Below are 20,521 nucleotides of genomic sequence, written 5' to 3' on the forward strand. Positions count from 1 at the left end.
ATGAACTCTTAACACAAGGCGGAGCCGGCCCAGACCGGTTTCGCGGCGGTCAGGTGAAGTCGCCGGCGCTGTGGCGGAGGGGTTCGAGGACCGACCAGAGCATCTTGAGCTGTTCGTCGGTGAGGCCGGACAGAGCGAAGTCGGCGGCGACCAGGTCGGCCGTGGCGCGTTCGACCAGGTCGCGGCCCTCGGGGGTGATCTCGCACAGGACGGCCCGGCCGTCGTCCGGGTGCGGGGTCCGCGTGACCAGGCCGGCCGCTTCCAGGCGCCGTACGATCGACGTCACCGAGGTCGGGTGCACCTGCAGCCGCTCGCCCATCTTGCCCAGTGGCAACGACCCGCGCCGCGAGAACGTCAGCAGCACCAGCGCCTCGAACCGCGCGAACGTCAGCCCGTGCTTGCGCAGGATGTCGTCGAGCTCACCGATGACGATCTGCTGGGCCCGCATCAGCGACGTGACGGCCCGCATCTGCTCGACCGCCCCCCACCGTCGCCCCCACTGCCGCGAAGCCTCGTCGATAGGATCGAACGGCAACGCCCTCTTCCTCGCCATGTGCCGAAGATTAGCTGGAGACTAGGCACACCATGTCGAACCTCAGAGATTCCGACTTCCCCAAGCTCGGCCAGGACGCGCCCGCCGAGAAGATGATCTACATCCGCTTCCGCTGGTATCACCGGCAGGCCAATCAGGCACGCATCGCCTATCGGGCCCTGGGCGTCGTGCAGCTCGTGGCCGCGCTGCTGATCGCGATCTCGGTCGCCTTCGACGTACCCGTCTGGGCGGCCCCGGCGCTGGGTGGTGTCATCGCCCTCGCGGAGGGGATCCGCACGCTCTTCGGCTTCAAGGACTCCTACCCGACCTACCGCCGGGCCGCCGAGGAGCTGCGCAGCGAAGCCTGGCTCTACGCCCAGCGGGCCGGCCGGTACGACGAGGCCGACGACCCGCTCAAACTGCTCGCCGAGCGCGTGGTCGAGATCAGCCGGTCGGAGACGGTCGACTGGGAGAGCGCGTTGCGGGCCCGCAGCATCTGAAAGTGTCCGCGGGAGGTGTCATGCTCAGCCGTATGACGGAGCTGGCTGGGTTCTACCTCGGGCATGTGCGGGCTGAGTCTGCGCGACTGGGTGAGGTTGGCCGGATGGGGTTGGATGCCGCGGTGCCCAGCTGTCCCGGCTGGACGGTCGATTCGGTCGTGCGGCATGTGGCGACGGTGTATCTGCACAAGGTGGAGGTCCTGCGGCTCGGCGCGTTGCCGGACCCGTGGCCGCCGGACTTCGGCGGGCGGGACGCGCTCGAGTTGTACGACGAGGCGCGCGCGGCGATCGTGGACGCGTTGGAGAGGGCCGGGACCGACCTGGAGACGTGGACGTTCAACCCGGACGACAAGACCTCGGGGTTCTGGTACCGGCGGATGGCACTGGAGAGTGTGGTCCACCGGATCGACGTCGAGCAGGCTCATGACGTGGTCACACCGATCGACTCTGAGCTGGCCCTCGACGGTATCGACGAGCTGCTCTTCCCCAACCTCGCCGGTCCCTGGTGGGAGGAAGGCGACACCGCGCATCCCGTCGACGCCGCCGTCCGGATCACGGCTGAGGGCAGGTCGTGGACGGTCCGTGCCGACGCGACGAGTGTCGTGGTGAGTCAGGGCGCCGAGGGTGAGGTGGCTGCCGAGATCTTCGGGTCGGCGGATGCGGTGTTCCTGTGGTTGTGGGGCCGGCTGGATGCTTCCGCGATCCGGTCCGCCGGTGACGCGAACGTCGTACGGGAGTTCCGGGCGCGGGTCGCGGAGTGCACCACCTGAGCGATGTCCTGGCGGCGGGCGGCTGTTCGTTCACTTGCTGAGGGGCCACAGTGGGCCTGGCGAAGAAGGAGTGTTCCGATGGCGCAGTACCTTGCACTGACCTACACCGCGGACGTCGACTGGTGGGCGCCTGAGCAGGCGAGTGAGCTGGCGGAGTACCGGCAGTTCGGGGTGGATCACGCCGACACCATCAAGGCGAGTGCCGTCCTGCATCCGACGCCGACGGCGACCGTCGTCCGGGTGGAGGGCGCGCGCGGCGGGAAGGTCGTCACGACGGACGGGCCGTACGCGGAGACGAAGGAAGCACTGACCGGGTACTACCTGATCGAGGCCGACAACCTGGAGGAAGCGATCGCCATCGCCGCGCAGATCCCGGCCGCGTGGAACGGCGCCGTCGAGGTGCGGCCGGTCATCCTGGCCAAGTAACACCATGTACGACGCGGTCGCGGAGACGATCCGGGTCGAGGGGACGCGCATCCTGGCGACCCTGATCCGGACCGTCGGCGACGTCCAGCTCGCCGAGGACGCCGTCCAGGAGGCAACTCTGGCGGCCCTCGGCGCCTGGCCGGTCACCGGGGTACCGCCGGAACCGCGCGCCTGGCTGACCGTGACCGCCCGGCGGAAGGCGATCGACATCATCCGGCGCGAGCGTGCACGCCCCGGCAAGGAACGAGACGGGCTGGAACTGATGGAGCTCTCCCAGTCGGACGGCATCGTGCCGGACAGCGTCGTACAGGACGACCTGCTGCGGCTGATCTTCACCTGCTGTCATCCCGCGCTGTCGCCACCGACCCGGATCGCGCTCGCGCTGCGCACGTTGTGCGGGCTGTCGCCGGCCCAGATCGCCGGCGTACTACTCACCACCGAGGTCGCGACCACCAAGCGGCTGACCCGGGCCCGGCAGAAGATCGCGGCGGCCCGGATCCCGTACCGGGTGCCGACCGAGGACGAGCTACCCGCTCGACTGCCGGCCGTGTGCGGAGTCATCCACAGCCTCTACACGTCGGGCCATGCTCCGGTCGAGGGACAGACGGCGTACGACGTCGACGTCTGCACCGAGGCGATCCGGCTGGCCGAGTTGCTCCACGAATTGCTACCCGAGCAGCCGATGCCAACCGCCGTACTGGCATTGCTGCTTCTCACCGAGGCGCGTCGCCCGGCTCGGCTTGACGACGACGGCGAGGTGGTCACGCTCGACCGGCAGGATCGCACGCGGTGGGACACGACCGCGATCACGCGCGGGATCGCCCTCCTGAACGACTCGCTCCTGCGCTCGGGGCAGCAGGCCGACGCCTATCAACTCCAGGCGGCCATCGCGGCCGAACACGCCCGCGTGCCCAGCTACTCCGCCACCGATTGGCGCGAGATCGTCCGCCTGTACGACCTGCTGGTGTCGATCGCACCCAGCACGTCCGCGCACCTGGCCCACGCGGTCGCCACCGCCGAGGCCGACGGCACCGCGTCCGGGCTCGCCATGCTCGACGACCTCCCGCCGAGCCCGCGCTGGCACGCCGTACGCGCCGAGCTGCTCGCCCGCGATCACCGGTACGCCGAAGCGGCCGCGGAGCTCACCCAAGCACTCGACGGACCGGCCACGGACCCGGAACGCGCACACCGCGAACGTCGTCGCCGAGCCTTCCTGAGCCAGGCCCACCCCGACTGACTGGTCAGTCAGTCCGGGTCGTCGGTCCAGTTGCCGCGGTCGCTGTTGAAGATGGACTTCGTCCCGGACCCGCCGGCCGCCGGGCGGGCCTGATGGGCGGGCGCGGGGGCCACCGTCGTGGTGACCTCCTGCGCGGAGTCCATCCCGATCGGTCCGGTGCCGTCGTCGTCGGAGTCGTCGTCGCCCTCCACCACGTCGACGCTCGCCGACGCGCGCAGACCGGTGCGCTGGATGACCCGCTGGATGGTGAGGTCCCGGTCGTCCGGGCGGCTGACCCACCTGATCTCCCGGAAGCCCTGGTCCTGCGCCGCCGACTCGAAGACGAAGTGGCCGTAGCCGAGGATCCGGCCGATGATCGGCTTCTGCAGGGTGATGTCGAGGACTCGCGCGATCGGCGTGGTCGCCACCGTCTGGGAGAAGACGCCGCGGATCCGCATGACCCGCATGTTGGTGACCACGAACCGATCCCGGTGGTGGGTGAGGAACGTCCAGAAGGCATGCGACAGCAGCACCAGCACGATCGCCAGCAGCACCTGCGTGCCGCCGATCGAGTTGCTCGCCAGCGCGACCAGCAGTGCGGTCGCCAGCACCACCTCGAGCATCGGCACCGTGTACACCACCCAGTGCTGCCGGACCTCGTCGATGACGACTTCGCCCTCGTCCGAGATCAGGTGGCGCCGGACCTTCGGGTCGAAGATCCGGAACAGGCCTAGTCCGGCCATCCGTTCACTCCCCTGAACACCTCGCTGTCGGCCGGTCGGCTCCGGCCACGTCCCTTACAGCCAAGTGTCCCGCACGATCGCTCGCAACGGGACACTCGGACAGCAGATCAGTTGAACAGCGCGGTCAGGAACGTGATCACGCTCTGAAACGCGTCGCCGACGGCTGAGAACGCGCCCCCCACCGCGTCGGCGGCGTTCGCCGGCTGCGTGAACAGATAGAAAGCCGCAAAGGCGATGACCGACCAGATCAACAGCTTCTTCGGCATGTCACCACTCCTCGTTCGCAACCACTCGGTCGACTGTGTTTGTGTTTGTATCACGGACCGTCACCAATTGTCACTGACTGAACACAGCCCACCGCACAATGCTCACCAGCTACAAGGTCCATTCTGTAACGGATTCGGGGGCATGGCAGCCACCGGCGCGCCGCCGTGAGACGCGGATCGCGCCGGGATGCGGAAATCTTGCGGTATTTGCCCGATTTCGGAACTCGATCCACTCTCACCACATCCGGCGACACAATGTGACAGACAGTGGTCGAGTGTTCCATCTGCGCCGGTTCAGAGGGCGGCGATCAGCTCGTCGGCGGCGGTGTAGGGGTCGGTGTTGCCCTCGGCCACTTTGGCCGCCAGCACGTCCAGCCGGGCGTCGCCGTGCAGATGGGCGAACCGGGACCGCAACGCCGTCATCGCGATCGCCTCGATCTCGTCCCGGGCCCGGCTGCGCCGGCGCTCGTCCAGGACGCCGTTCGCCTCCATCCAGGCCAGCCGGTCCTCGATCGCGGTGACCACCTCGGCGATCCCTTCGTTGCGTGAGGCAACGGTCTTCAGGATCGGCGGCGACCAGGCGCCCTCGGGCCGTTCGGCCAGTGCGAGCATCGCCCGCAGATCCCGGGTGACGTTCTGCACGCCGTCCCGATCGGCCTTGTTCACAACGTAAATGTCGCCGACCTCGAGGATGCCGGCCTTCGCCGCCTGGATCCCGTCACCCATCCCCGGCGCCAGCAGCACGAGCGTCGTGTCGGCCATCCCGGCGATCTCCACCTCGGACTGCCCGACCCCGACCGTCTCCACCAGAACGACGTCGAACCCGGCCGCGTCCAGCACCCGCAACGCCTGCGGAGTCGTCCAGGCCAGCCCGCCCAGATGCCCCCGCGACGCCATCGACCGGATGAACACCCCGGCGTCCGTCGCGTGGTCCTGCATCCGCACCCGGTCCCCCAGCAACGCACCGCCTGAGAACGGCGACGACGGGTCGACCGCCAGTACGCCGACCCGCTTCCCGGTCTCCCGGTACGCCGAAACCAGCGCGGACGTCGACGTGGACTTGCCGACACCCGGCGAGCCCGTGATCCCGACGATGTGCGCGTGACCGGCGTACGGCGACAGTGCCGCCATCACCTCGCGCAGCAGCGGCGATTCGTCCTCGACCAGCGAGATCAGCCGGGCGACGGCCCGGGAGTCACCCTCCCGGGCACGCTCGACCAGCTCGCCGACCGGAGCGGTGCGTCGTGACATCAACTCTGCATCAGCTCTGCGTCAGCCTTTGGGCACACGCACGATGAGCGCGTCGCCTTGACCGCCACCACCGCACAGCGCGGCCGCGCCGGTCCCGCCACCACGACGCTGCAACTCCAGCGCCAGGTGCAGCACGAGGCGGGCGCCGGACATGCCGATCGGGTGACCGAGGGCGATCGCGCCGCCGTTCACGTTCACCTTGTCGATGTCGACCTGGAGCTCGCGCGCCGAGGCGATCCCGACGGCGGCGAAGGCCTCGTTGATCTCGATCAGGTCGAGCGCGGCCGGCTCGATCCCTTCCTTCGCGCAGGCCTTGACGATCGCGTTCGCCGGCTGGCTCTGCAGCGACGAGTCCGGACCCGCGACCGAACCGTGCGCGCCGATCTCGGCGATCCAGCTCAGCCCGAGCTCCTCGGCCTTCGCCTTGCTCATCACGACCACGGCGCAGCCGCCGTCGGAGATCTGTGAGGCCGAACCCGCGGTGATCGTGCCGTCCTTGCCGAAGGCCGGCCGCAGCCTGGCCAGCGACTCGGCCGACGTGTCGCTGCGAACGCCTTCGTCACTGTCGACCACGATCGGGTCGCCCTTGCGCTGCGGCACCTCGACCGGCACCACCTCGTCGGCGAAGACGCCGTTCTTCCAGGCCGCCGCAGCCTGCTGGTGCGAGCGGGCGCTGAACTCGTCCTGCTCTTCCCGGCTGAGCTTGAGGCCGGTGTTGTTCGCCTGGTCGGTGAGCGCACCCATGGCCTGGTCGGTGAACGCGTCCCACAGCCCGTCGAACGCCATCGAGTCGACCAGCGTGGTGTCGCCGTACTTGAAGCCCTCGCGGGACTTCGGCAGCAGGTGCGGGGCGTTCGTCATCGACTCCATCCCGCCGGCGACGACGATCTCGTACTCACCGGCGCGGATCAGTTGGTCGGCCAGAGCGATCGCGTTCAGGCCGGACAGGCAGACCTTGTTGATCGTGATGGCCGGGATGCTCATCGGGATGCCGCCCTTGGTCGCGGCCTGGCGGGCGGTGATCTGACCGCCGCCGGCCTGCAGCACCTGGCCCATGATCACGTACTCGACCTGGTCCGGTGCGACCCCGGCCTTCTCCAGTGCGCCCTTGATCGCGAACCCGCCGAGCTCGGCGCCGGTGAAGCCTTTGAGGCCACCCAGCAGCCGCCCGATCGGGGTGCGTGCGCCGGCCACTATGACGGTTTGGTTCTGCGAGCTGCGAGAGGCGTCAGACATGTTGTCACGATACCTGCGACAGCACTGGTACGCCCCAGGTCCGACCCTGTCGATCAGGTCACACGCCGGGCCGGTTTACCCGTCGACGTGACCGGAAGCTCGGCCACGAACGTGATCGACCGCGGCACCTTCGCCGGACTCAGCCGGGTCCGCGCGTGCCGGAGCAGTTCCCATCCGTCGACAGCATCCCGTCGTACGACGTGCGCCTCGAGCAGAGCGCCGTACTCCTCGTCCGGTACGCCGACCACGCGGACGTCGGCCACGGCCGGGTGACTGAGCAGCGCGTTCTCCACCTCGACGGGGAATACGTTCTCCCCGCCCGTCACGATCAGGTCGTCGGCCCGCCCGTCGACGAAGAACCACCCAGCCGAGTCGCGATGCCCACGGTCACCGGAGTCCGCCAATCGCCCGGCCAGTCGCCCACCGACCCACAACCGACCGATCTCGCCGGGCGGCAACGGCTGACCGGCATCGTCGAGGATCGCCAGCGTCACACCGACCGCGGGCCGGCCGATCGTCCCTGGCGCTTCGGCAAGATCGGTGGGTGTCGCGAGGGTCGACCAACCCAGCTCAGTCGATCCGTACAGGTTGAACAGCGCCGGCCCGAACGCCTTCGTCAGCCGATCCGCGACCACCGGATGCAGCGACCCGCCGCCACTCACCACAGCCGCCAGCGGAACCACGACTCCGGTTCGCGCGACCTTCGACAGGATCGGCGGTACGCCGGTCAGCACCGCGCCCGGGTGGTCGTGCAAGAAGTCCGCCACCTCGTCCGCCTGGAAGCGCCGCCGGACGACGACCGGCATCCCGAACGCCAACCCCAACGCGAGGAACCCCACCCCGAACCCGTGGAACAGCGGCTGCGTGATCACCAGCGGAACCCCACGCTGCAAGGGCAATCGGCGTAGCAGGGTCGCGACCGGCACGACCTGCGCCGTACTCACTTTCCGATCGACGACCTTCGGCGTACCCGTGCTGCCGGACGTCATCACCACGACCTGACCGCGCCGCCCGGCCCGTCGCGTCCCCACCTCGACGGCCGGTGCGCGGGGATCGACCAGGACGACATCCGCGTTGGCCCGCAGACCGGAGACGACGGCTGTGACGAACGACCGCCCGTTGGGCTCGCGGACCGCGATCCGTTCGCCGTCGGCGGCGTCGTGGTTCAGTTGCTCGAGGTCGGCGTACGTGAGCGCACCGTCGTCGTCGATGAGCGCGACGTCGCCGGGATGGTTGCGCGCGGCAAGAGTCGTCAGGGTGGCCAGGGTCAGGCCGTGCCGGTGGAAGGCCCCGGGCGCACGCCAGGGCTGCACGGCCGCCAGCAGTCGGCCGAGGCCGATGAGCACATCCCCCACCACAGCTCGAGTGTCGCATCGGCCACTTTTCATTGGAATCACGCAGTCGACTGGTCCACGCTGGCGGTATGGACCACCTCACCGCCACCAAGACACTGTTCGAGGCGATCGATCACGTCGGGATCGCCGTGGCCGACTTCGACGAGGCCGTCCGGTACTACGCCGACGTGTTCGGGATGACCGTCGCGCACGAGGAGATCAACGAGGAGCAGGGCGTCCGCGAGGCGATGCTGTCCGTGGGTGGGTCCGGTTCGTCGATCCAGTTGCTGGCGCCGCTGTCGGACGCGTCGCCGATCGCGAAGTTCCTGAACCAGCGCGGCCCGGGGATCCAGCAGCTCGCCTACCGGGTGCGTGACCTGGACGCGGTCTCGGCCACGCTGCGCGAGCGCGGTGCACAGTTGCTGTACGACGAGCCGAAGCGGGGCACGGGCGGGTCGCGGGTCAACTTCATCCATCCTCGGTCGGCCGGGGGCGTGCTGGTCGAGCTCGTCGAGCCCGCGTGACCTCTGTGTGATTGGGGCAACGCTGAGGGTGTTGCTCGATAAGCTGAGGAAACCTCACCGTCACCGCTCTCGAACAGGGGGTGACGGCACGCGCCGACACGGTACTGAGTGGCGTTTTGCGGACTAGGCTGTTCGGGTGCTGAGGGACAGCGCCACCGACGCTCTTGACGGTGTGCCGACGGGGTTCCAGCACGACGCCTTCGTCTACGCATCGGACGAGGAGTTCGTGCGGCTCGCGACACCTTTCGTCCGCGACGGCCTGGCAACAGGTGACGCGATCGTGGCTGCCCTGCCGCCGGCCCGGATCGCTCGCCTGCGCGAGGCGCTCGGGCCCGAGGGCGAGCAGGTCGGCTTCATCGACATGACCATCGCCGGCCGCAACCCGGCCCGCCTCATCCCGCTGTGGCGCGACGCCCTCGAGCGCAACCCGGGCCGCCCGGTCCGCGGCCTCGGCGAACCGGCGTACGCCGGCCGGAACGCGGCCGAGTACGACGAGGCGATCCTGCACGAGGCCCTCCTCGACATCGCGTTCGCCAACGACACCCGCTTCCGGCTGCTCTGCCCGTACGAGGCCTCGGTCGGCATCGACCCCACGGCAACCCACTCCGGCGCGGAAGCCCTTGCGGAGAAGACGTTCCGGATGCCGCTGAGCGACGTACCGGATCGGGCCGAGCGGTGGAAGTTCGGGCTGGCCGATCTCGGGCAGGTGCGGCAGTGGGTCAACGCGCACGCGTCGTCGCACGGGGTGTCGCGGGACCGGCTGGACGACCTGGAGCTGGCGCTGCACGAGGTCTGTACGAACAGCATCCGCTTCGGAGGCGGACACGGGATGTTGTCGGTCTGGATCGCGGACGGCGCGCTGATCTGCGACGTGGCGGACGGCGGCCGGATCGACGACCTGCTCGTCGGCCGCGTGCTGCCGCCCCTCGACGGGCTCGGCGGGCGCGGTGTCTGGCTGGCGAACCAGCTGTGCGATCTGGTCCAGCTGAGATCCGGTGACGACTTCACCCAGGTGCGGCTGCACACTCGCCTGCGCTGATAAGACCACTGACAACGGTGGACTGGAAAAGTGACGGTCGTCTCACCCGTCCCGCGCTGTGTCACAAGGCACAGCCAGGCGGGCATACTCAGCGGTAAGTTCCGCTCACCCAGACCGCCGCTGCAGGAGGTACGACGTGAAGCAGATCCTCGAAGCGATTCTGTCCGGTGACACCGCGGCCGTCGGTGCGCTCGACGTACCGGACCACTACCGCGGCATCACCGTGCACGCCGACGAGGCGACCATGTTCGAGGGTCTGGACAGCAAGGAGAAGGATCCGCGCAAGAGCCTGCACCTCGACGACGTCCCCACCCCCGAGCTCGGCCCGGGTGAGGCGCTGGTCGCGGTGATGGCCAGCGCGATCAACTACAACACCGTCTGGACGTCGATCTTCGAACCGGTGTCGACGTTCAGCTTCCTGAAGCGGTACGGGAAGTTGTCGCCGTTGACCGCCCGCCACGACCTGCCGTACCACGTGGTCGGCTCCGACCTGTCCGGCGTCGTACTGCGGACCGGCCCCGGTGTGAACGCCTGGAAGCCCGGCGACGAGGTGGTCGCGCACTGCCTGTCGGTGGAGCTCGAGTCGCCGGACGGGCACAACGACACGATGCTCGACTCCGAGCAGCGGATCTGGGGTTTCGAGACGAACTTCGGCGGGCTGGCCGAGATCGCACTGGTCAAGTCGAACCAGCTGATGCCCAAGCCGGCCCACCTCACCTGGGAGGAGGCCGCGTCGCCGGGTCTGGTGAACAGTACGGCGTACCGGCAGCTGGTCTCCTCGAACGGCGCCGACATGAAGCAGGGCGACGTCGTACTCATCTGGGGCGCGTCGGGCGGCCTCGGTTCCTATGCGACCCAGTTCGCGCTGAACGGCGGGGCGATCCCGGTGTGCGTGGTGTCGTCGCCGGAGAAGGCGGAGATCTGCCGGGCGATGGGTGCCTCGCTGATCATCGACCGGTCGGCGGAGGGGTACCGGTTCTGGTCGGACGAGAACACCCAGGACCAGAAGGAGTGGAAGCGCTTCGGCGCGCGGATCCGGGAGCTGACCGGTGGCGACGACCCGGACATCGTGTTCGAGCACCCGGGGCGGGAGACGTTCGGCGCCTCGGTGTACGTCGCCCGTCGCGGCGGGACGATCGTGACGTGCGCATCGACCTCGGGCTTCATGCACGAGTACGACAACCGGTATCTGTGGATGAACCTGAAGCGGATCATCGGCTCCCATTTCGCCAACTACCGCGAGGCCTGGGAGGCCAACCGGTTGATTGCCAAGGGCATGGTCCACCCGACCGTCAGCCGGGTGTACTCGCTGGAGGAGACGGCCCAGGCCGCGTACGACGTCCATCGCAACCTGCACCAGGGCAAGGTCGGCGTCCTCACTCTCGCCCCGACCGAAGGCCTCGGGGTTCGCGATGTTTCGCTCCGGGCACAGCATGAAGAGGCCATTAATCGCTTCCGCAACAGGTAGTTGTCCACGGGGGCCGATTGGCTGGTTACACCTGTGTTCTGACAGGCTTAAGGTGGGGGATTCACGCTGAGCCGCCAGAAGGGAATCTCGGGAAATGCCTGACGAGTCGAGCCTGCCATTCTTCGACCGTACGGCGACCGCGGCCGGGGGATTCCCGGTCAGTCGCCGTGGGTACGACAAGCAGGCCGTGGACGACTATGTCCGCGCGCTGGAGATGCAACTCGTCGAGGCCCGCAACCGCGCCGACGAACTCCAGGGCAGTGTTGCGCCCATGCAGCGCCAGCTCGAGGAGACCCGGCGGCAGCTGGAGGCCAGCGCCAACCCGTCGTACGCCGGTCTCGGCGACCGGGCCGCGCAGATCCTCCGGCTGGCCCAGGACCAGGCGTCCGAGGCCCTCGAGGAAGCGCGGCGTGAGGCCGACGAGCTGCGCGCCACCGCGGCCAAAGAGGCCGCCTCTGCCCGCGCGACCGGCGAGCGGGAGGCCGAGGACATCCGCAGCGTCGCGCTGAACGAGGCCGACAGCATGCGCCGGACCGCCGAGGGTGACGCCGCGGAGCTCCGCCGTACCGCGGAGACCGAGGGCGCCGAGGTGCTCCAGACCGCGCGGCGCAAGGCCGAGCAGCTGATGCTGACCGCGGAGTCGCAGGCCAGCACGCTGAAGAACGGCGCCCTGCACGAGGCGGAGAAGATCCGGACCGCGATCCAGCGCGAGTCCGCCGCGCTGCGGGCCCGGCTGGCCGACGAGCGCGAGCAGCAGGCCAAGGAGCTGGCCGACAAGCACCAGCAGATCGCGGCCGACACCGAGAACCTGACCACTCAGATGCGCGAGGCCGCCGAAGCCTCCGAGCGGCGCGTCGCCGAGGCGACCGAGCAGGCCCGCAAGATCCGCGCCGAGGCCGAGGAGTCGGCCGAGCGGACCATCTCCCGCGCCCGTCGCGAGTCCGAGCAACTGCTCACCACCGCACGCACCCGCTCCGAGGCCGAGCTGGCCAACGCCGCCGACGAGGCCGAGCGGTCGCGCACCATCGTCGCCCGCGAGACCGAGCGGCTGGCCAAGCGCCGCGACGGCATCCTCACCCAGATCGCCGGCCTGAACGAGATCGCCAGCAACATCGCCCGCCAGGCCGCCGAGCTCGACTCCGAGACGGCCGCACCGGCGTACGTGAACCCGTTCGCCCGGCCGCAGACGCCGCCCCCTGCCGCGCCGCCCGCCGCTCCCCCGGCGCCGTTCGCGCCGCGGGACAACGCGTACTCCGGTCCCACCAACGGCGCGCCGGCCGAGTCCGGCGGTCCGGTCGACAGCCCGTTCGCGCCCCGGGAGAACTCCCTGGCGGCGCCGAGCCCGTTCGCCCCGAAGCCGGATGAGGACGAGGACGAGGACGAGACCGTCGACGGCCCGCTCGCGCTGAAGGCGGACGAGGACGTGACAAGCCCGTTCGCGCCGGACCCGGACGAGGACGTGACGAGCCCGTTCGCGCCGAAGGACGACGCTCCGGTCGCCGGCACGACGTCGTCGTACGACGAAGAGGACGGGCCGTTCACCGGCTCGAGCCCGTTCGTCGGCACCGGCGCGGGTGACGCGCGGGTGGACGAGACGCGGATCGACACCGGGCTGCGGGTGGACACCAAGCTGGCCGACGAGCTCACCAGCAAGTCCGCCGGCGGGCCCGCGGACGCCGACGAGGAGCCGGCCGACTCGACCAAGATCGACGAGTTCCGGCTGACTGACCTCGACGACGAGGAGACTCGGGTCCAGGCGGTTCCGGACGCATCGGCTGAGGCTTCCGATGAGGAGGAGCCCGCCGACGACGAGAAGACCGACGAGGCCGTGTCCGGCTCGCGATCCCCGAAGGACAAGATGTGACGCCACCCGGCGACGAAAACTCCACAGCGACGCCTGCACCCGGCGAGCAGATCGAGGAGCTCGCGGAGGTCACCCGTTCCGCCCAGGCGGCCGCCGCCGAGGCGGAGGCCGCGGCCGCGGGCGCCAAGCGGTCGGCGCAGGAGGCCGAGCGAGCCGCCGAGGAGGCCGACGACTCGGCCGACGAGGCGGAGGAGTCCGAAACCGAGGCCGAAGAAGCTGCTGACGAGGCTGAGGGCGCCGCTGGCAAGGCCGCTGCCTCCGCCGACAAGGCTGTGGATGCCTCCGGCAAGGCTGTGGATGCGTCCGGCAAGGCTGTGGATGCGTCCGGCAAGGCTGTGGACGCCGCCGGCGAGGCGGACAAGTCGGCCGATGAGGCCGATCGGTCGGCGGACGAGGCCGATCGGGCGGCCGACCAGGTCGAAGCGGCCGTCGCCCACGACAAGGCGGCCACCGCCGCCGACGACAACATGGCCGGCGAGCTGCTGATCGAGGAGCGGCACCCCGACGTCGGCATGGGCCTGCCGGGTCCGCCGTTGCGCCGGTCGAACCCGTTCATGTTCGGGTTCTTCGCGGCCCTCGGCGTACTGGTCGCCTGGGGTCTGTGGAACGCACTCGGCCAGGCCCGGTCCGTCCTCATCCTGCTGCTGGTGTCGATGTTCATCGCGGTCGGCCTGAACCCGCTGGTCGAGTGGTTCATGCGCCGCGGCCTGAAGCGCGGCCTGTCCGTCGGCGTCGTCTTCCTGCTGATGATCATGGCGGTGGCCGGCGTCGGCTTCGCGATCGTCCCGGTCGTCACCGACCAGATCAACAGCCTGATCAAGAACGCGCCCGACTACCTCGACCTGCTGACCAAGTCGCGGACCCTGAACGAGCTCAACGACCGCTACCAGTTCATCCAGAAGGCCCAGGACTACATCCAGGACCCGGCGCTGGCGCAGCGAGCGTTCGGCGGCATCCTCGGCGTCGGCAGGGTGGTCGCGAACGCCCTGTTCTCCGCCTTCACCATCCTCATCCTGACGCTGTACTTCCTCGCGTCCCTGCCGTCGGTCAAGCGCGCGGCGTACAGCCTGGTCCCGGCCAGCCGCCGTCCCCGCGTCGCCATCCTCGGCGACGAGGTGCTCAGCCGGGTCGGCGGCTACGTGAGCGGCCAGTTCGTGGTCGCGGCCTGCGCCGGCTTCTTCATGTTCGTCTTCCTGCAGATCGTGGGCCTGCGCGAGTACGCCCTGGCGCTGGCGATCGTGGTGATGTTCACCGCCTTCATCCCGATGGTCGGTGGCCTGATCGGCGTCGTCATCGTCGCCCTGATCGGCTTCACCACCGGCCTGTGGACCGGCGTCGCCTGCCTCGCCTACGGCATCGTCTACCAGCAGATCGAGAACTACGTCATAGCCCCCCGCATCATGCGCCGAGCCGTCGACATCCCCGGCGCCGTCACCGTCATCGCCGCCCTCCTCGGTGGCGCCCTCCTCGGCGTCGTCGGCGCCCTCCTCGCCATCCCCACCGCCGCCGCCCTCCTCCTCATCATCCGAGAAGTCTGGGTCCGCAAAGCCGACGCCTCGTAACACCCCGGAGGAGCGAGCGCAGCCGACTCGCGCGGAAGACCCCCGCAGCCGGCTACGCGCGCTCCTCCGTCGCGTGCTCGCCCGGCAGCCCCACCCACCCGTCTGCGCGGCTTATCGCCGCTGACCTGCGTGCTATCGCCCGCGCCTCAACCACGATCGTGCGACCCACCGTGCGCCAGCGGACCGTGGACCTGGCCGGCCACCCACCGGCCAACCTGATTCCAGCGATCGACAACGCACACCCCTCCGAGCCGGTGGAGCTGTCACTGATCGAGAGTCGCGGCACCTAGGCGGTGCGTTGGCTTCTGATGTATTGGGTTATCAGGCCGATGGCGCCGCCGATGGCTGCGGTGAAGAGGATGAAGGACATGAAGGTCAGGCCGAAGGCTTCGAGGCAGACGTCTGAGCCGGGCAGGATGCAGGTCGGTGCCGGGGTGGCGACGGCATTGAAGATGAACAGGCCGATCACTCCCCCGACCACGGAGAGAATGCCTGATGTGGCCAAGTAGCCCTGGAGTGCTGGTCCCATGGTTCCCCCTCGTGCCATCACCCGGCGTTGGTTTCGTCGGCTGAGCGTGATGACATCCCCCACTGCGTTCATCGTGTGGCGCGTAGGGTTGTTACAGAGAGTTGCGGGATTCGTGGTGTCCCCTCCGCCGTCGCCGGTTCGTCGTACTGGTGAGGGACCACTCGCCTGGAGGTTGTGATGCGGTACGCGTTGATGATCTACACCGAGCCTGGGTACGACGAGAGGCTGTCGGACGTGGAGCGTACGGCGATGCTCGCCGAGTACTCGGTGTTGTTCGACGACGACCGGTGTGTCGGGGCCGCGCGGCTGCAGCCTGCAGAGACGGCGACCGGTGTCCGCGTGGATGGCGGCCGGACGCTGATGACCGACGGGCCGTTCGCGGACGCCAAGGAGGTGCTCGGCGGGTTCTGCCTGTTCGACGCGGACGACCTGGACGAGGCGATCGACCTGGCCGCGCGCATCCCTGCCCTACGGTTCGGCGGCACGGTCGAGATCAGGCCGGTGGTGCAGCGCTGACCACGCTCGAGCAAGTCTTCCGCGACGAGTGGGGCCGGGTGCTGGCCTCACTGGTCGGGTTCCTCGGTGACTTCGATCGGGCCGAGGAGGCTGCCCAGGAGGCGTTCGCGCTCGCGGCGCAGCGCTGGCCCGAAGCGGGTACGCCGTCGAACCCGGGCGCGTGGTTGACGACGACGGCCCGCAACCGGGCGATCGACCGGATCCGGCGGGAGCGCACCCTGGCCGAGAAGATCCATTTGCTACCGGCAACCGAGGCAGTCATGGACGAGTTCGACGAGACCGTGATCAAGGACGAACGGCTCGAGCTGATCTTCACCTGCTGTCACCCGGCGTTGGCGCTGGACGGGCAGGTGGCGCTCACGCTGCGCGCGCTCGGCGGTCTGCAGACGGCTGACATCGCCCGGGCGTTCCTGGTGTCCGAGGAGACCATGAAGCGCCGGCTGACCCGCGCGAAGACCAAGATCAAGGCGACCGGGATCCCGTTCGCCGTCCCCGATCCGCATCGACTGCCCGAGCGTCTCGACGCGGTGCTGGCCGTCATCTACCTGATCTACAACGAGGGCTACAGCGGCCGGATCGACCTCGGCGCCGAAGCCATCAGCCTGGGACGGGTCCTCGCCGAGCTGATGCCCGACGAACCGGACGTCCACGGGCTGCTCGCGCTGATGATGATCCATCACGCCCGGCGGCAAGCCCGCTTCTCCACCGACGGTGCGGACCTCATCCTGCTCGAGGATCAGGACCGAAAACTGTGGGACCTGGGCCAGATCTCGGCCGGACGGGCAGTGCTCGATCGGGCGATCGCGCTGGGCGGGCGCGGCGCGTACGTCGTACAGGCTGCCATCGCGTCGCTGCAGACGCGTGAGCAGATCGATTGGCCGCAGGTCGCCGAGCTGTACCGGCGACTGGCCGAACTCACCGGATCGCAGGTGGTCGAGCTCAATCACGCCGTCGCGATGGCGCAGGCCGGCGAGCCCGCTGCGGCGTTGCAGGCCGTCGACCGCCTCGACCTGGACGGTTACCTCTACTTCCACTCGACCCGCGGCGAGCTGCTCCGGCGGCTCGGCCGTGATGCCGAAGCACGAGCGGCGTACCTCCGAGCCCTCGACTTGGCCGCGACGACTCCGGAGCGGCGCTTCCTGACCCGGCGGCTCGAAGAACTCTGACGAGGGTTGTCCCCACGGCGAATGCTCGTTCGTCGCCTGGATGTAGACGAAGCATCCTTGGAGGAAACATGACCGTCGCCGTCGCGATACCCGGCTACCTGGTCGGCACCTGGAAGGTCGACCCGGCGCATTCCGAGATCTCCTTCACCACCCGCCACCTGATGATCACCAAGGTGCGCGGACGATTCACCTCGTACGACGCCACGATCCTGACCGCCCCTGATCCGCTGGAGTCCTCCGTCACCGCGACCATCGACCTCACGTCCGTTGACACGGGCAACGAAACGCGCGACAACCACCTCAGGTCCGCCGACTACCTCGAGGCGGCGAAGTACCCGACGATGACCTACCGCTCGACCGGCGTACGTCGTCCCGCCGAAGGCTGGGCCATCGACGGCGAACTGACGTTGCACGGGGTCACGCGATCGGTGTCGCTGGACGTGGAGGTCGGCGGGTTCGGCGCGGACACGTTCGGCGGCCAGCGGGTCGGGTTCACCGCGACCACCCAGATCAGCCGGCGCGACTTCGGCATCGACCTCACCATCCCGATGGACGGCGGCGGCGTCGCGGTCGGCGACAAGGTGTCGATCAGCCTCGAGATCCAGGCCGTCCTGCAGGAAGAGGAGACCTGACATGTCCGTAGCAGCCCGCAACAAAGCGACCTTCCACCGCCTCCACGAGGCGATGAACTCCCGCGATCCCGAGATCATCGCGAAGGCGGTCGACGAGGTCGCCGCCCCCAACGTACGCATGAGCACCCCACTACCCATCGATGCCACCGGCGCCGAGGCCTTCAAGCAGATCTGGGCGATGCTCCTCCACGCGTTCCCCGACCTGCACGTGAAGGTCGAGGACCTGATCGCCGAAGACGACAAGGTCGTCATCCGCAACACCGTCACCGGCACCCACCGGGGCGAGTACATGGGCGTCCCACCCACCGGAAAACGCATCACGTACAACGAGATCTTCATCTTCCGGTTCGCCGAGGACCGCATCACCGAAACCTGGGGCATCGTCAACGTCCTCTCGCAGATGCGCCAGCTAGGCCTCCTCCCCGAACCGCCGTCCTGACTCAGCGGCGACGCTCCGGCCGGACCAGCGGTCCTCGATCCGGCCGTAGCGCCAGACGAGCAGCGCGACGGCCCAGATCGCGACGAACACGCCGGTGATGACGAAACCGGCGTGATTCAGGTCGAGCCGGCTGATGGCCACGAGCGGCCCCGACGGGATGTCGAGCTGATCGGTCACGATGGACAGGATCTCGATGATGCCGATGGAGAGGGCGACGGCCACGGACAGCGCCGTGACGACGAGGTTGTAGAACGCCCGGCGCACCGGTTTGATGACGGCCCAGCGGTACGCGACGCTCATGAAGCAGCCGTCGATCGTGTCCAGCAGACTCATGCCGGCCGCGAACAGGATCGGCAGGACGAGTACGGCGTACCACGGCAGCGCGAACGCCGCGGCTCCGCCGGCCAGGACCAGCAGCGACACTTCGGTGGCGGTGTCGAAACCAAGGCCGAACAGCAGGCCGACCGGGTACATGTGGCTCGGCCTGCGCACGGCCTTGGTCACCGGGCGCAGCAGCCGGTTGAGCAGGCCGCGGCGATCGAGTTGCGCTTCGAGCTCGGCCTCGTCGTGGTGACCCTGCCGCATCCGGCGGACGACCCCCGCGATGCGTGCGAGGACGGCGAAGTTGACCAAGCCGATCACGAGGAGGAACACGCCGGACACCGCCGTACCGATCAGCGCCGTCGTCGACTGAAGCGTGGAGGAGTCGTCCTCGACCTGGCCGACCAGTGACCGCACACCGAGGGCGAGCAGCAGGCAAAGCCCGAAGACGATGCTGGAGTGACCGAGCGAGAACCAGAACCCGACAGACACCGGCCGCTGCCCGGACGCGGTCAGCTTCCGTGTCGTGTTGTCGATCGCCGCGATGTGGTCAGCGTCGAACGCATGCCGCATCCCGAGCGTGTACGCCGTCAGCCCCAGACCGACCCCGAATCCGCCGGACGCGCCGAGGCTGTACTGCCTCGGCGCGACCAACCCGACGAGCACACCCCATCCGACAAGGTGTAACAGCAGAATGAAGCCCGCCATCGCGACGATCGCTGGACGGATGCTGCTCAACCTGGCGTTCATCGCCAGCTCGCCGTCGGCAGGTACTGGAAGTGACAGACGTTGACGGCCGGCGGTGAGTCGAGATGGTGCGACATGGTGGCTGCCTCCCTTGAGGTGGGGAATTCGGCACCACCACGGTGGTGGATGGGTGAGCCGGCACCGTCGTGCACGGATGGTGTGGGACTGGGAACTGGGGGCGACCGTCGGTGTCAGACCGTGACCGTGGAGGTACTCCGCCAAGGGTGAAGCGCGGCCGCTCGAGTAGGCCTAGTGTCGGCGGTCTTCGACATGCACGGGTGTCGGACGACCAGGGAGGGTCGAGACAGATGACCTACAGCAGCATCGACGAGGGCCTGGGCGACTCGAAGTGGGCAGTCGGCGGCGTCGCGTTCGCAGGCTCCGTTCTGATCTTGATCGGTGCGTTCTCGACGATCGTCGGGCTCGCCGCGATCATCAACGACGACCACTTCGTCGTCACCAGGCATTACACGTTCAACCTCGACACGACCGCTTGGGGGTGGATCCACCTCGTCCTGGGCGTCGCCATCATCGTGACCGGCTTCTGTCTCTTCAGGTTCGTGACCTGGGCACGGGTGGTCGCCATCGTCCTGGCTGTGGTGAGCGCGATCAACTTCTTCTTGTTCATCCCCAAGGCGCCGGTCTGGTCAGTGCTCCTGGTCGCACTCAGCGCGTGGGCCATCTGGGCCCTGATGCAGACACGACCAAGCAGGACCTGATCCCGGGACTTCTACGGGCCGGCGAGTTTGGTGACCTCGGGGGTTGGGTTGGCGTGGAAGGCGCAGGCTCGGGGGTAGCCGGCCAGGCAGCCTCGGGTGGTCATCAGGGCTGTGTAGTAGTCGATGTAGCGGAAGCCGTAGGTTTCGCCGCGGGCGAAGGCCTGGTGGCGGATGGCGGAGACCCAGCGGTAGAAGGCCTCGTCGGGGATCGGGACGTACATGGTCGGCTGGAAGCCTTCCATGTCCTCCCAGTTCTCGGCGTGCAGGAACGTGCGGACCGAATGGCGGGGGTGCTCGTCCAGCTTGCCCAGGTCTTCGGTGGGCAGGCCGGCCAGGAAGCGGGCGCGTTCGGACAGCCGGGCGGCGTGTTCGTGGTCGCGGTGGATGCTGTGCTTCCAGTGGGTGATGAGGGTGTCGGGCTGTTTCTCGCGGATGATGGTGGCCAGTTCCAGTGCGACGTCGTCGGTGTCGGGGAGGAAGCCGTCGCTGTGGTCGAGGACGATGAAGTCGGCGCCGATGGCGGTGGCGAACGCCTCGCCCTCGCCGATCTTCTGTTTCTTGTACTCCGACGGCGCGAGCCGGGGGTGGCCGCGCTCGCCCGGGGTCAGCGCGATGATGGTCGCGTTGGCCCCTTCCAGGACCAGTTTGGCCAGGGTCGGTCCGGCGGTCAGGTCCATGTCGCCGATGTGCGCTCCGATGGCGAGCACTGTTCTGGTCACAA

At 68.8% G+C, this 20,521-nt stretch carries 23 protein-coding genes; 14 read left to right on the top strand and 9 right to left on the bottom strand.

All coding sequences use genetic code 11. The annotated features are described in order from the left end of the window. Nucleotides 1-49: 49 nt before the first annotated feature. Nucleotides 50-553, bottom strand: a complete 504-nt coding sequence (locus tag ACGFIF_RS23730) for a MarR family winged helix-turn-helix transcriptional regulator (protein WP_393157320.1) — start codon at nucleotides 551-553, stop codon at nucleotides 50-52. Between the two features lie 32 nt (nucleotides 554-585). Between ACGFIF_RS23730 and ACGFIF_RS23735 the strand changes: the two genes are divergently transcribed. The 4 genes from ACGFIF_RS23735 (at nucleotide 586) to ACGFIF_RS23750 (ending at nucleotide 3,465) form a co-directional block, all read left to right on the top strand. Beyond that, complete coding sequence (locus tag ACGFIF_RS23735) at nucleotides 586-1,032, top strand: DUF4231 domain-containing protein (protein WP_393157321.1); 447 nt, start codon at nucleotides 586-588, stop codon at nucleotides 1,030-1,032. 32 nt (nucleotides 1,033-1,064) lie between these two features. Next, the gene (locus ACGFIF_RS23740) at nucleotides 1,065-1,802 is read left to right on the top strand and encodes a maleylpyruvate isomerase family mycothiol-dependent enzyme (protein ID WP_393157323.1); all 738 of its coding nucleotides are present in this window, start codon (nucleotides 1,065-1,067) and stop codon (nucleotides 1,800-1,802) included. 78 nt (nucleotides 1,803-1,880) lie between these two features. Then, nucleotides 1,881-2,228, top strand: coding sequence for a YciI family protein (locus ACGFIF_RS23745; RefSeq protein WP_393157324.1), 348 nt, complete (start codon nucleotides 1,881-1,883; stop codon nucleotides 2,226-2,228). A gap of 4 nt (nucleotides 2,229-2,232) precedes the next feature. Continuing rightward, on the top strand, nucleotides 2,233-3,465 hold the full coding sequence (locus tag ACGFIF_RS23750; protein WP_393157326.1) for an RNA polymerase sigma factor: 1,233 nt from the start codon (nucleotides 2,233-2,235) through the stop codon (nucleotides 3,463-3,465). 8 nt (nucleotides 3,466-3,473) lie between these two features. On the opposite strand, the gene ACGFIF_RS23755 is transcribed toward ACGFIF_RS23750, so the two are convergent. From ACGFIF_RS23755 to ACGFIF_RS23775, 5 genes are all read right to left on the bottom strand, one after another. Then, a complete protein-coding gene (locus ACGFIF_RS23755; RefSeq protein WP_393157327.1) occupies nucleotides 3,474-4,187 on the bottom strand; it encodes a PH domain-containing protein in 714 nt (237 codons plus the stop codon). A 107-nt stretch (nucleotides 4,188-4,294) separates the two neighbouring features. Beyond that, complete coding sequence (locus ACGFIF_RS23760; protein ID WP_393157328.1) at nucleotides 4,295-4,453, bottom strand: hypothetical protein; 159 nt, start codon at nucleotides 4,451-4,453, stop codon at nucleotides 4,295-4,297. A gap of 294 nt (nucleotides 4,454-4,747) precedes the next feature. Beyond that, nucleotides 4,748-5,704, bottom strand: a complete 957-nt coding sequence (gene meaB, locus ACGFIF_RS23765; protein WP_393157329.1) for a methylmalonyl Co-A mutase-associated GTPase MeaB — start codon at nucleotides 5,702-5,704, stop codon at nucleotides 4,748-4,750. Nucleotides 5,705-5,725: 21 nt separating this feature from the next. Beyond that, nucleotides 5,726-6,940 (bottom strand): acetyl-CoA C-acetyltransferase, encoded by a 1,215-nt coding sequence (locus tag ACGFIF_RS23770; protein ID WP_393157330.1) that lies wholly within the window; start codon nucleotides 6,938-6,940, stop codon nucleotides 5,726-5,728. Nucleotides 6,941-6,993: 53 nt separating this feature from the next. Beyond that, nucleotides 6,994-8,298, bottom strand: a complete 1,305-nt coding sequence (locus tag ACGFIF_RS23775; RefSeq protein ID WP_393157331.1) for an AMP-binding protein — start codon at nucleotides 8,296-8,298, stop codon at nucleotides 6,994-6,996. A 65-nt stretch (nucleotides 8,299-8,363) separates the two neighbouring features. Between ACGFIF_RS23775 and mce the strand changes: the two genes are divergently transcribed. The 5 genes from mce (at nucleotide 8,364) to ACGFIF_RS23800 (ending at nucleotide 14,731) form a co-directional block, all read left to right on the top strand. Beyond that, nucleotides 8,364-8,798 (top strand): methylmalonyl-CoA epimerase, encoded by a 435-nt coding sequence (gene mce, locus ACGFIF_RS23780; protein ID WP_393157332.1) that lies wholly within the window; start codon nucleotides 8,364-8,366, stop codon nucleotides 8,796-8,798. A gap of 136 nt (nucleotides 8,799-8,934) precedes the next feature. Next, nucleotides 8,935-9,837: an anti-sigma factor RsbA family regulatory protein gene (locus tag ACGFIF_RS23785; RefSeq protein WP_393157333.1), complete on the top strand. Its 903-nt coding sequence runs from the start codon at nucleotides 8,935-8,937 to the stop codon at nucleotides 9,835-9,837. Between the two features lie 136 nt (nucleotides 9,838-9,973). Continuing rightward, nucleotides 9,974-11,305 carry a crotonyl-CoA carboxylase/reductase gene (gene ccrA, locus ACGFIF_RS23790; protein ID WP_393157334.1) on the top strand — a complete coding sequence of 444 codons (1,332 nt, stop codon included), beginning with the start codon at nucleotides 9,974-9,976 and terminating at the stop codon, nucleotides 11,303-11,305. 94 nt (nucleotides 11,306-11,399) lie between these two features. Continuing rightward, nucleotides 11,400-13,169, top strand: coding sequence for a transposase (locus tag ACGFIF_RS23795; protein WP_393157335.1), 1,770 nt, complete (start codon nucleotides 11,400-11,402; stop codon nucleotides 13,167-13,169). Beyond that, nucleotides 13,166-14,731 (top strand): AI-2E family transporter, encoded by a 1,566-nt coding sequence (locus tag ACGFIF_RS23800; RefSeq protein WP_393157337.1) that lies wholly within the window; start codon nucleotides 13,166-13,168, stop codon nucleotides 14,729-14,731. The genes ACGFIF_RS23795 and ACGFIF_RS23800 overlap by 4 nt, the downstream gene beginning before the upstream one ends. A 286-nt stretch (nucleotides 14,732-15,017) precedes the next feature. Here ACGFIF_RS23800 and ACGFIF_RS23805 read toward each other — a convergent pair whose 3' ends face one another. Then, nucleotides 15,018-15,323 carry a hypothetical protein gene (locus ACGFIF_RS23805; RefSeq protein WP_393157339.1) on the bottom strand — a complete coding sequence of 102 codons (306 nt, stop codon included), beginning with the start codon at nucleotides 15,321-15,323 and terminating at the stop codon, nucleotides 15,018-15,020. A 114-nt stretch (nucleotides 15,324-15,437) separates the two neighbouring features. Between ACGFIF_RS23805 and ACGFIF_RS23810 the strand changes: the two genes are divergently transcribed. From ACGFIF_RS23810 to ACGFIF_RS23825, 4 genes are all read left to right on the top strand, one after another. Further along, entirely contained in the window at nucleotides 15,438-15,776 is a 339-nt protein-coding gene (locus ACGFIF_RS23810) for a YciI family protein (RefSeq protein ID WP_393157340.1), read from the top strand. 38 nt (nucleotides 15,777-15,814) lie between these two features. Beyond that, nucleotides 15,815-16,942: an RNA polymerase sigma factor gene (locus ACGFIF_RS23815; RefSeq protein WP_393157341.1), complete on the top strand. Its 1,128-nt coding sequence runs from the start codon at nucleotides 15,815-15,817 to the stop codon at nucleotides 16,940-16,942. 68 nt (nucleotides 16,943-17,010) lie between these two features. Continuing rightward, nucleotides 17,011-17,574, top strand: a complete 564-nt coding sequence (locus ACGFIF_RS23820; protein WP_393157343.1) for a YceI family protein — start codon at nucleotides 17,011-17,013, stop codon at nucleotides 17,572-17,574. A 1-nt stretch (nucleotide 17,575) separates the two neighbouring features. Then, nucleotides 17,576-18,013, top strand: a complete 438-nt coding sequence (locus tag ACGFIF_RS23825) for an ester cyclase (RefSeq protein WP_393157344.1) — start codon at nucleotides 17,576-17,578, stop codon at nucleotides 18,011-18,013. Here ACGFIF_RS23825 and ACGFIF_RS23830 read toward each other — a convergent pair. Further along, nucleotides 17,984-19,084: a HoxN/HupN/NixA family nickel/cobalt transporter gene (locus ACGFIF_RS23830; RefSeq protein ID WP_393157346.1), complete on the bottom strand. Its 1,101-nt coding sequence runs from the start codon at nucleotides 19,082-19,084 to the stop codon at nucleotides 17,984-17,986. The two genes, ACGFIF_RS23825 and ACGFIF_RS23830, sit on opposite strands and share 30 nt — an antisense overlap. Nucleotides 19,085-19,389: 305 nt before the next feature. Between ACGFIF_RS23830 and ACGFIF_RS23835 the strand changes: the two genes are divergently transcribed. After that, entirely contained in the window at nucleotides 19,390-19,800 is a 411-nt protein-coding gene (locus tag ACGFIF_RS23835) for a hypothetical protein (protein ID WP_393157348.1), read from the top strand. Nucleotides 19,801-19,811: 11 nt separating this feature from the next. Here ACGFIF_RS23835 and ACGFIF_RS23840 read toward each other — a convergent pair whose 3' ends face one another. After that, the gene (locus ACGFIF_RS23840; protein ID WP_393157349.1) at nucleotides 19,812-20,519 is read right to left on the bottom strand and encodes a PIG-L deacetylase family protein; all 708 of its coding nucleotides are present in this window, start codon (nucleotides 20,517-20,519) and stop codon (nucleotides 19,812-19,814) included. Between the last annotated feature and the right edge of the window lie 2 nt (nucleotides 20,520-20,521).

This window comes from Kribbella sp. NPDC049174 (genome assembly GCF_043197365.1).
Taxonomy (GTDB): domain Bacteria; phylum Actinomycetota; class Actinomycetes; order Propionibacteriales; family Kribbellaceae; genus Kribbella.

Bases quoted from the DNA above. Each gene is read 5' to 3' on its own strand.
- ACGFIF_RS23730 (WP_393157320.1), bottom strand. From the start codon at position 553: ATGGCGAGGAAGAGGGCGTTGCCGTTCGATCCTATCGACGAGGCTTCG.
- ACGFIF_RS23735 (WP_393157321.1), top strand. From the start codon at position 586: ATGTCGAACCTCAGAGATTCCGACTTCCCCAAGCTCGGCCAGGACGCG.
- ACGFIF_RS23740 (WP_393157323.1), top strand. From the start codon at position 1,065: ATGACGGAGCTGGCTGGGTTCTACCTCGGGCATGTGCGGGCTGAGTCT.
- ACGFIF_RS23745 (WP_393157324.1), top strand. From the start codon at position 1,881: ATGGCGCAGTACCTTGCACTGACCTACACCGCGGACGTCGACTGGTGG.
- ACGFIF_RS23750 (WP_393157326.1), top strand. From the start codon at position 2,233: ATGTACGACGCGGTCGCGGAGACGATCCGGGTCGAGGGGACGCGCATC.
- ACGFIF_RS23755 (WP_393157327.1), bottom strand. From the start codon at position 4,187: ATGGCCGGACTAGGCCTGTTCCGGATCTTCGACCCGAAGGTCCGGCGC.
- ACGFIF_RS23760 (WP_393157328.1), bottom strand. From the start codon at position 4,453: ATGCCGAAGAAGCTGTTGATCTGGTCGGTCATCGCCTTTGCGGCTTTC.
- meaB (WP_393157329.1), bottom strand. From the start codon at position 5,704: ATGTCACGACGCACCGCTCCGGTCGGCGAGCTGGTCGAGCGTGCCCGG.
- ACGFIF_RS23770 (WP_393157330.1), bottom strand. From the start codon at position 6,940: ATGTCTGACGCCTCTCGCAGCTCGCAGAACCAAACCGTCATAGTGGCC.
- mce (WP_393157332.1), top strand. From the start codon at position 8,364: ATGGACCACCTCACCGCCACCAAGACACTGTTCGAGGCGATCGATCAC.
- ACGFIF_RS23795 (WP_393157335.1), top strand. From the start codon at position 11,400: ATGCCTGACGAGTCGAGCCTGCCATTCTTCGACCGTACGGCGACCGCG.
- ACGFIF_RS23810 (WP_393157340.1), top strand. From the start codon at position 15,438: ATGCGGTACGCGTTGATGATCTACACCGAGCCTGGGTACGACGAGAGG.
- ACGFIF_RS23820 (WP_393157343.1), top strand. From the start codon at position 17,011: ATGACCGTCGCCGTCGCGATACCCGGCTACCTGGTCGGCACCTGGAAG.
- ACGFIF_RS23825 (WP_393157344.1), top strand. From the start codon at position 17,576: ATGTCCGTAGCAGCCCGCAACAAAGCGACCTTCCACCGCCTCCACGAG.
- ACGFIF_RS23830 (WP_393157346.1), bottom strand. From the start codon at position 19,084: ATGAACGCCAGGTTGAGCAGCATCCGTCCAGCGATCGTCGCGATGGCG.
- ACGFIF_RS23835 (WP_393157348.1), top strand. From the start codon at position 19,390: ATGACCTACAGCAGCATCGACGAGGGCCTGGGCGACTCGAAGTGGGCA.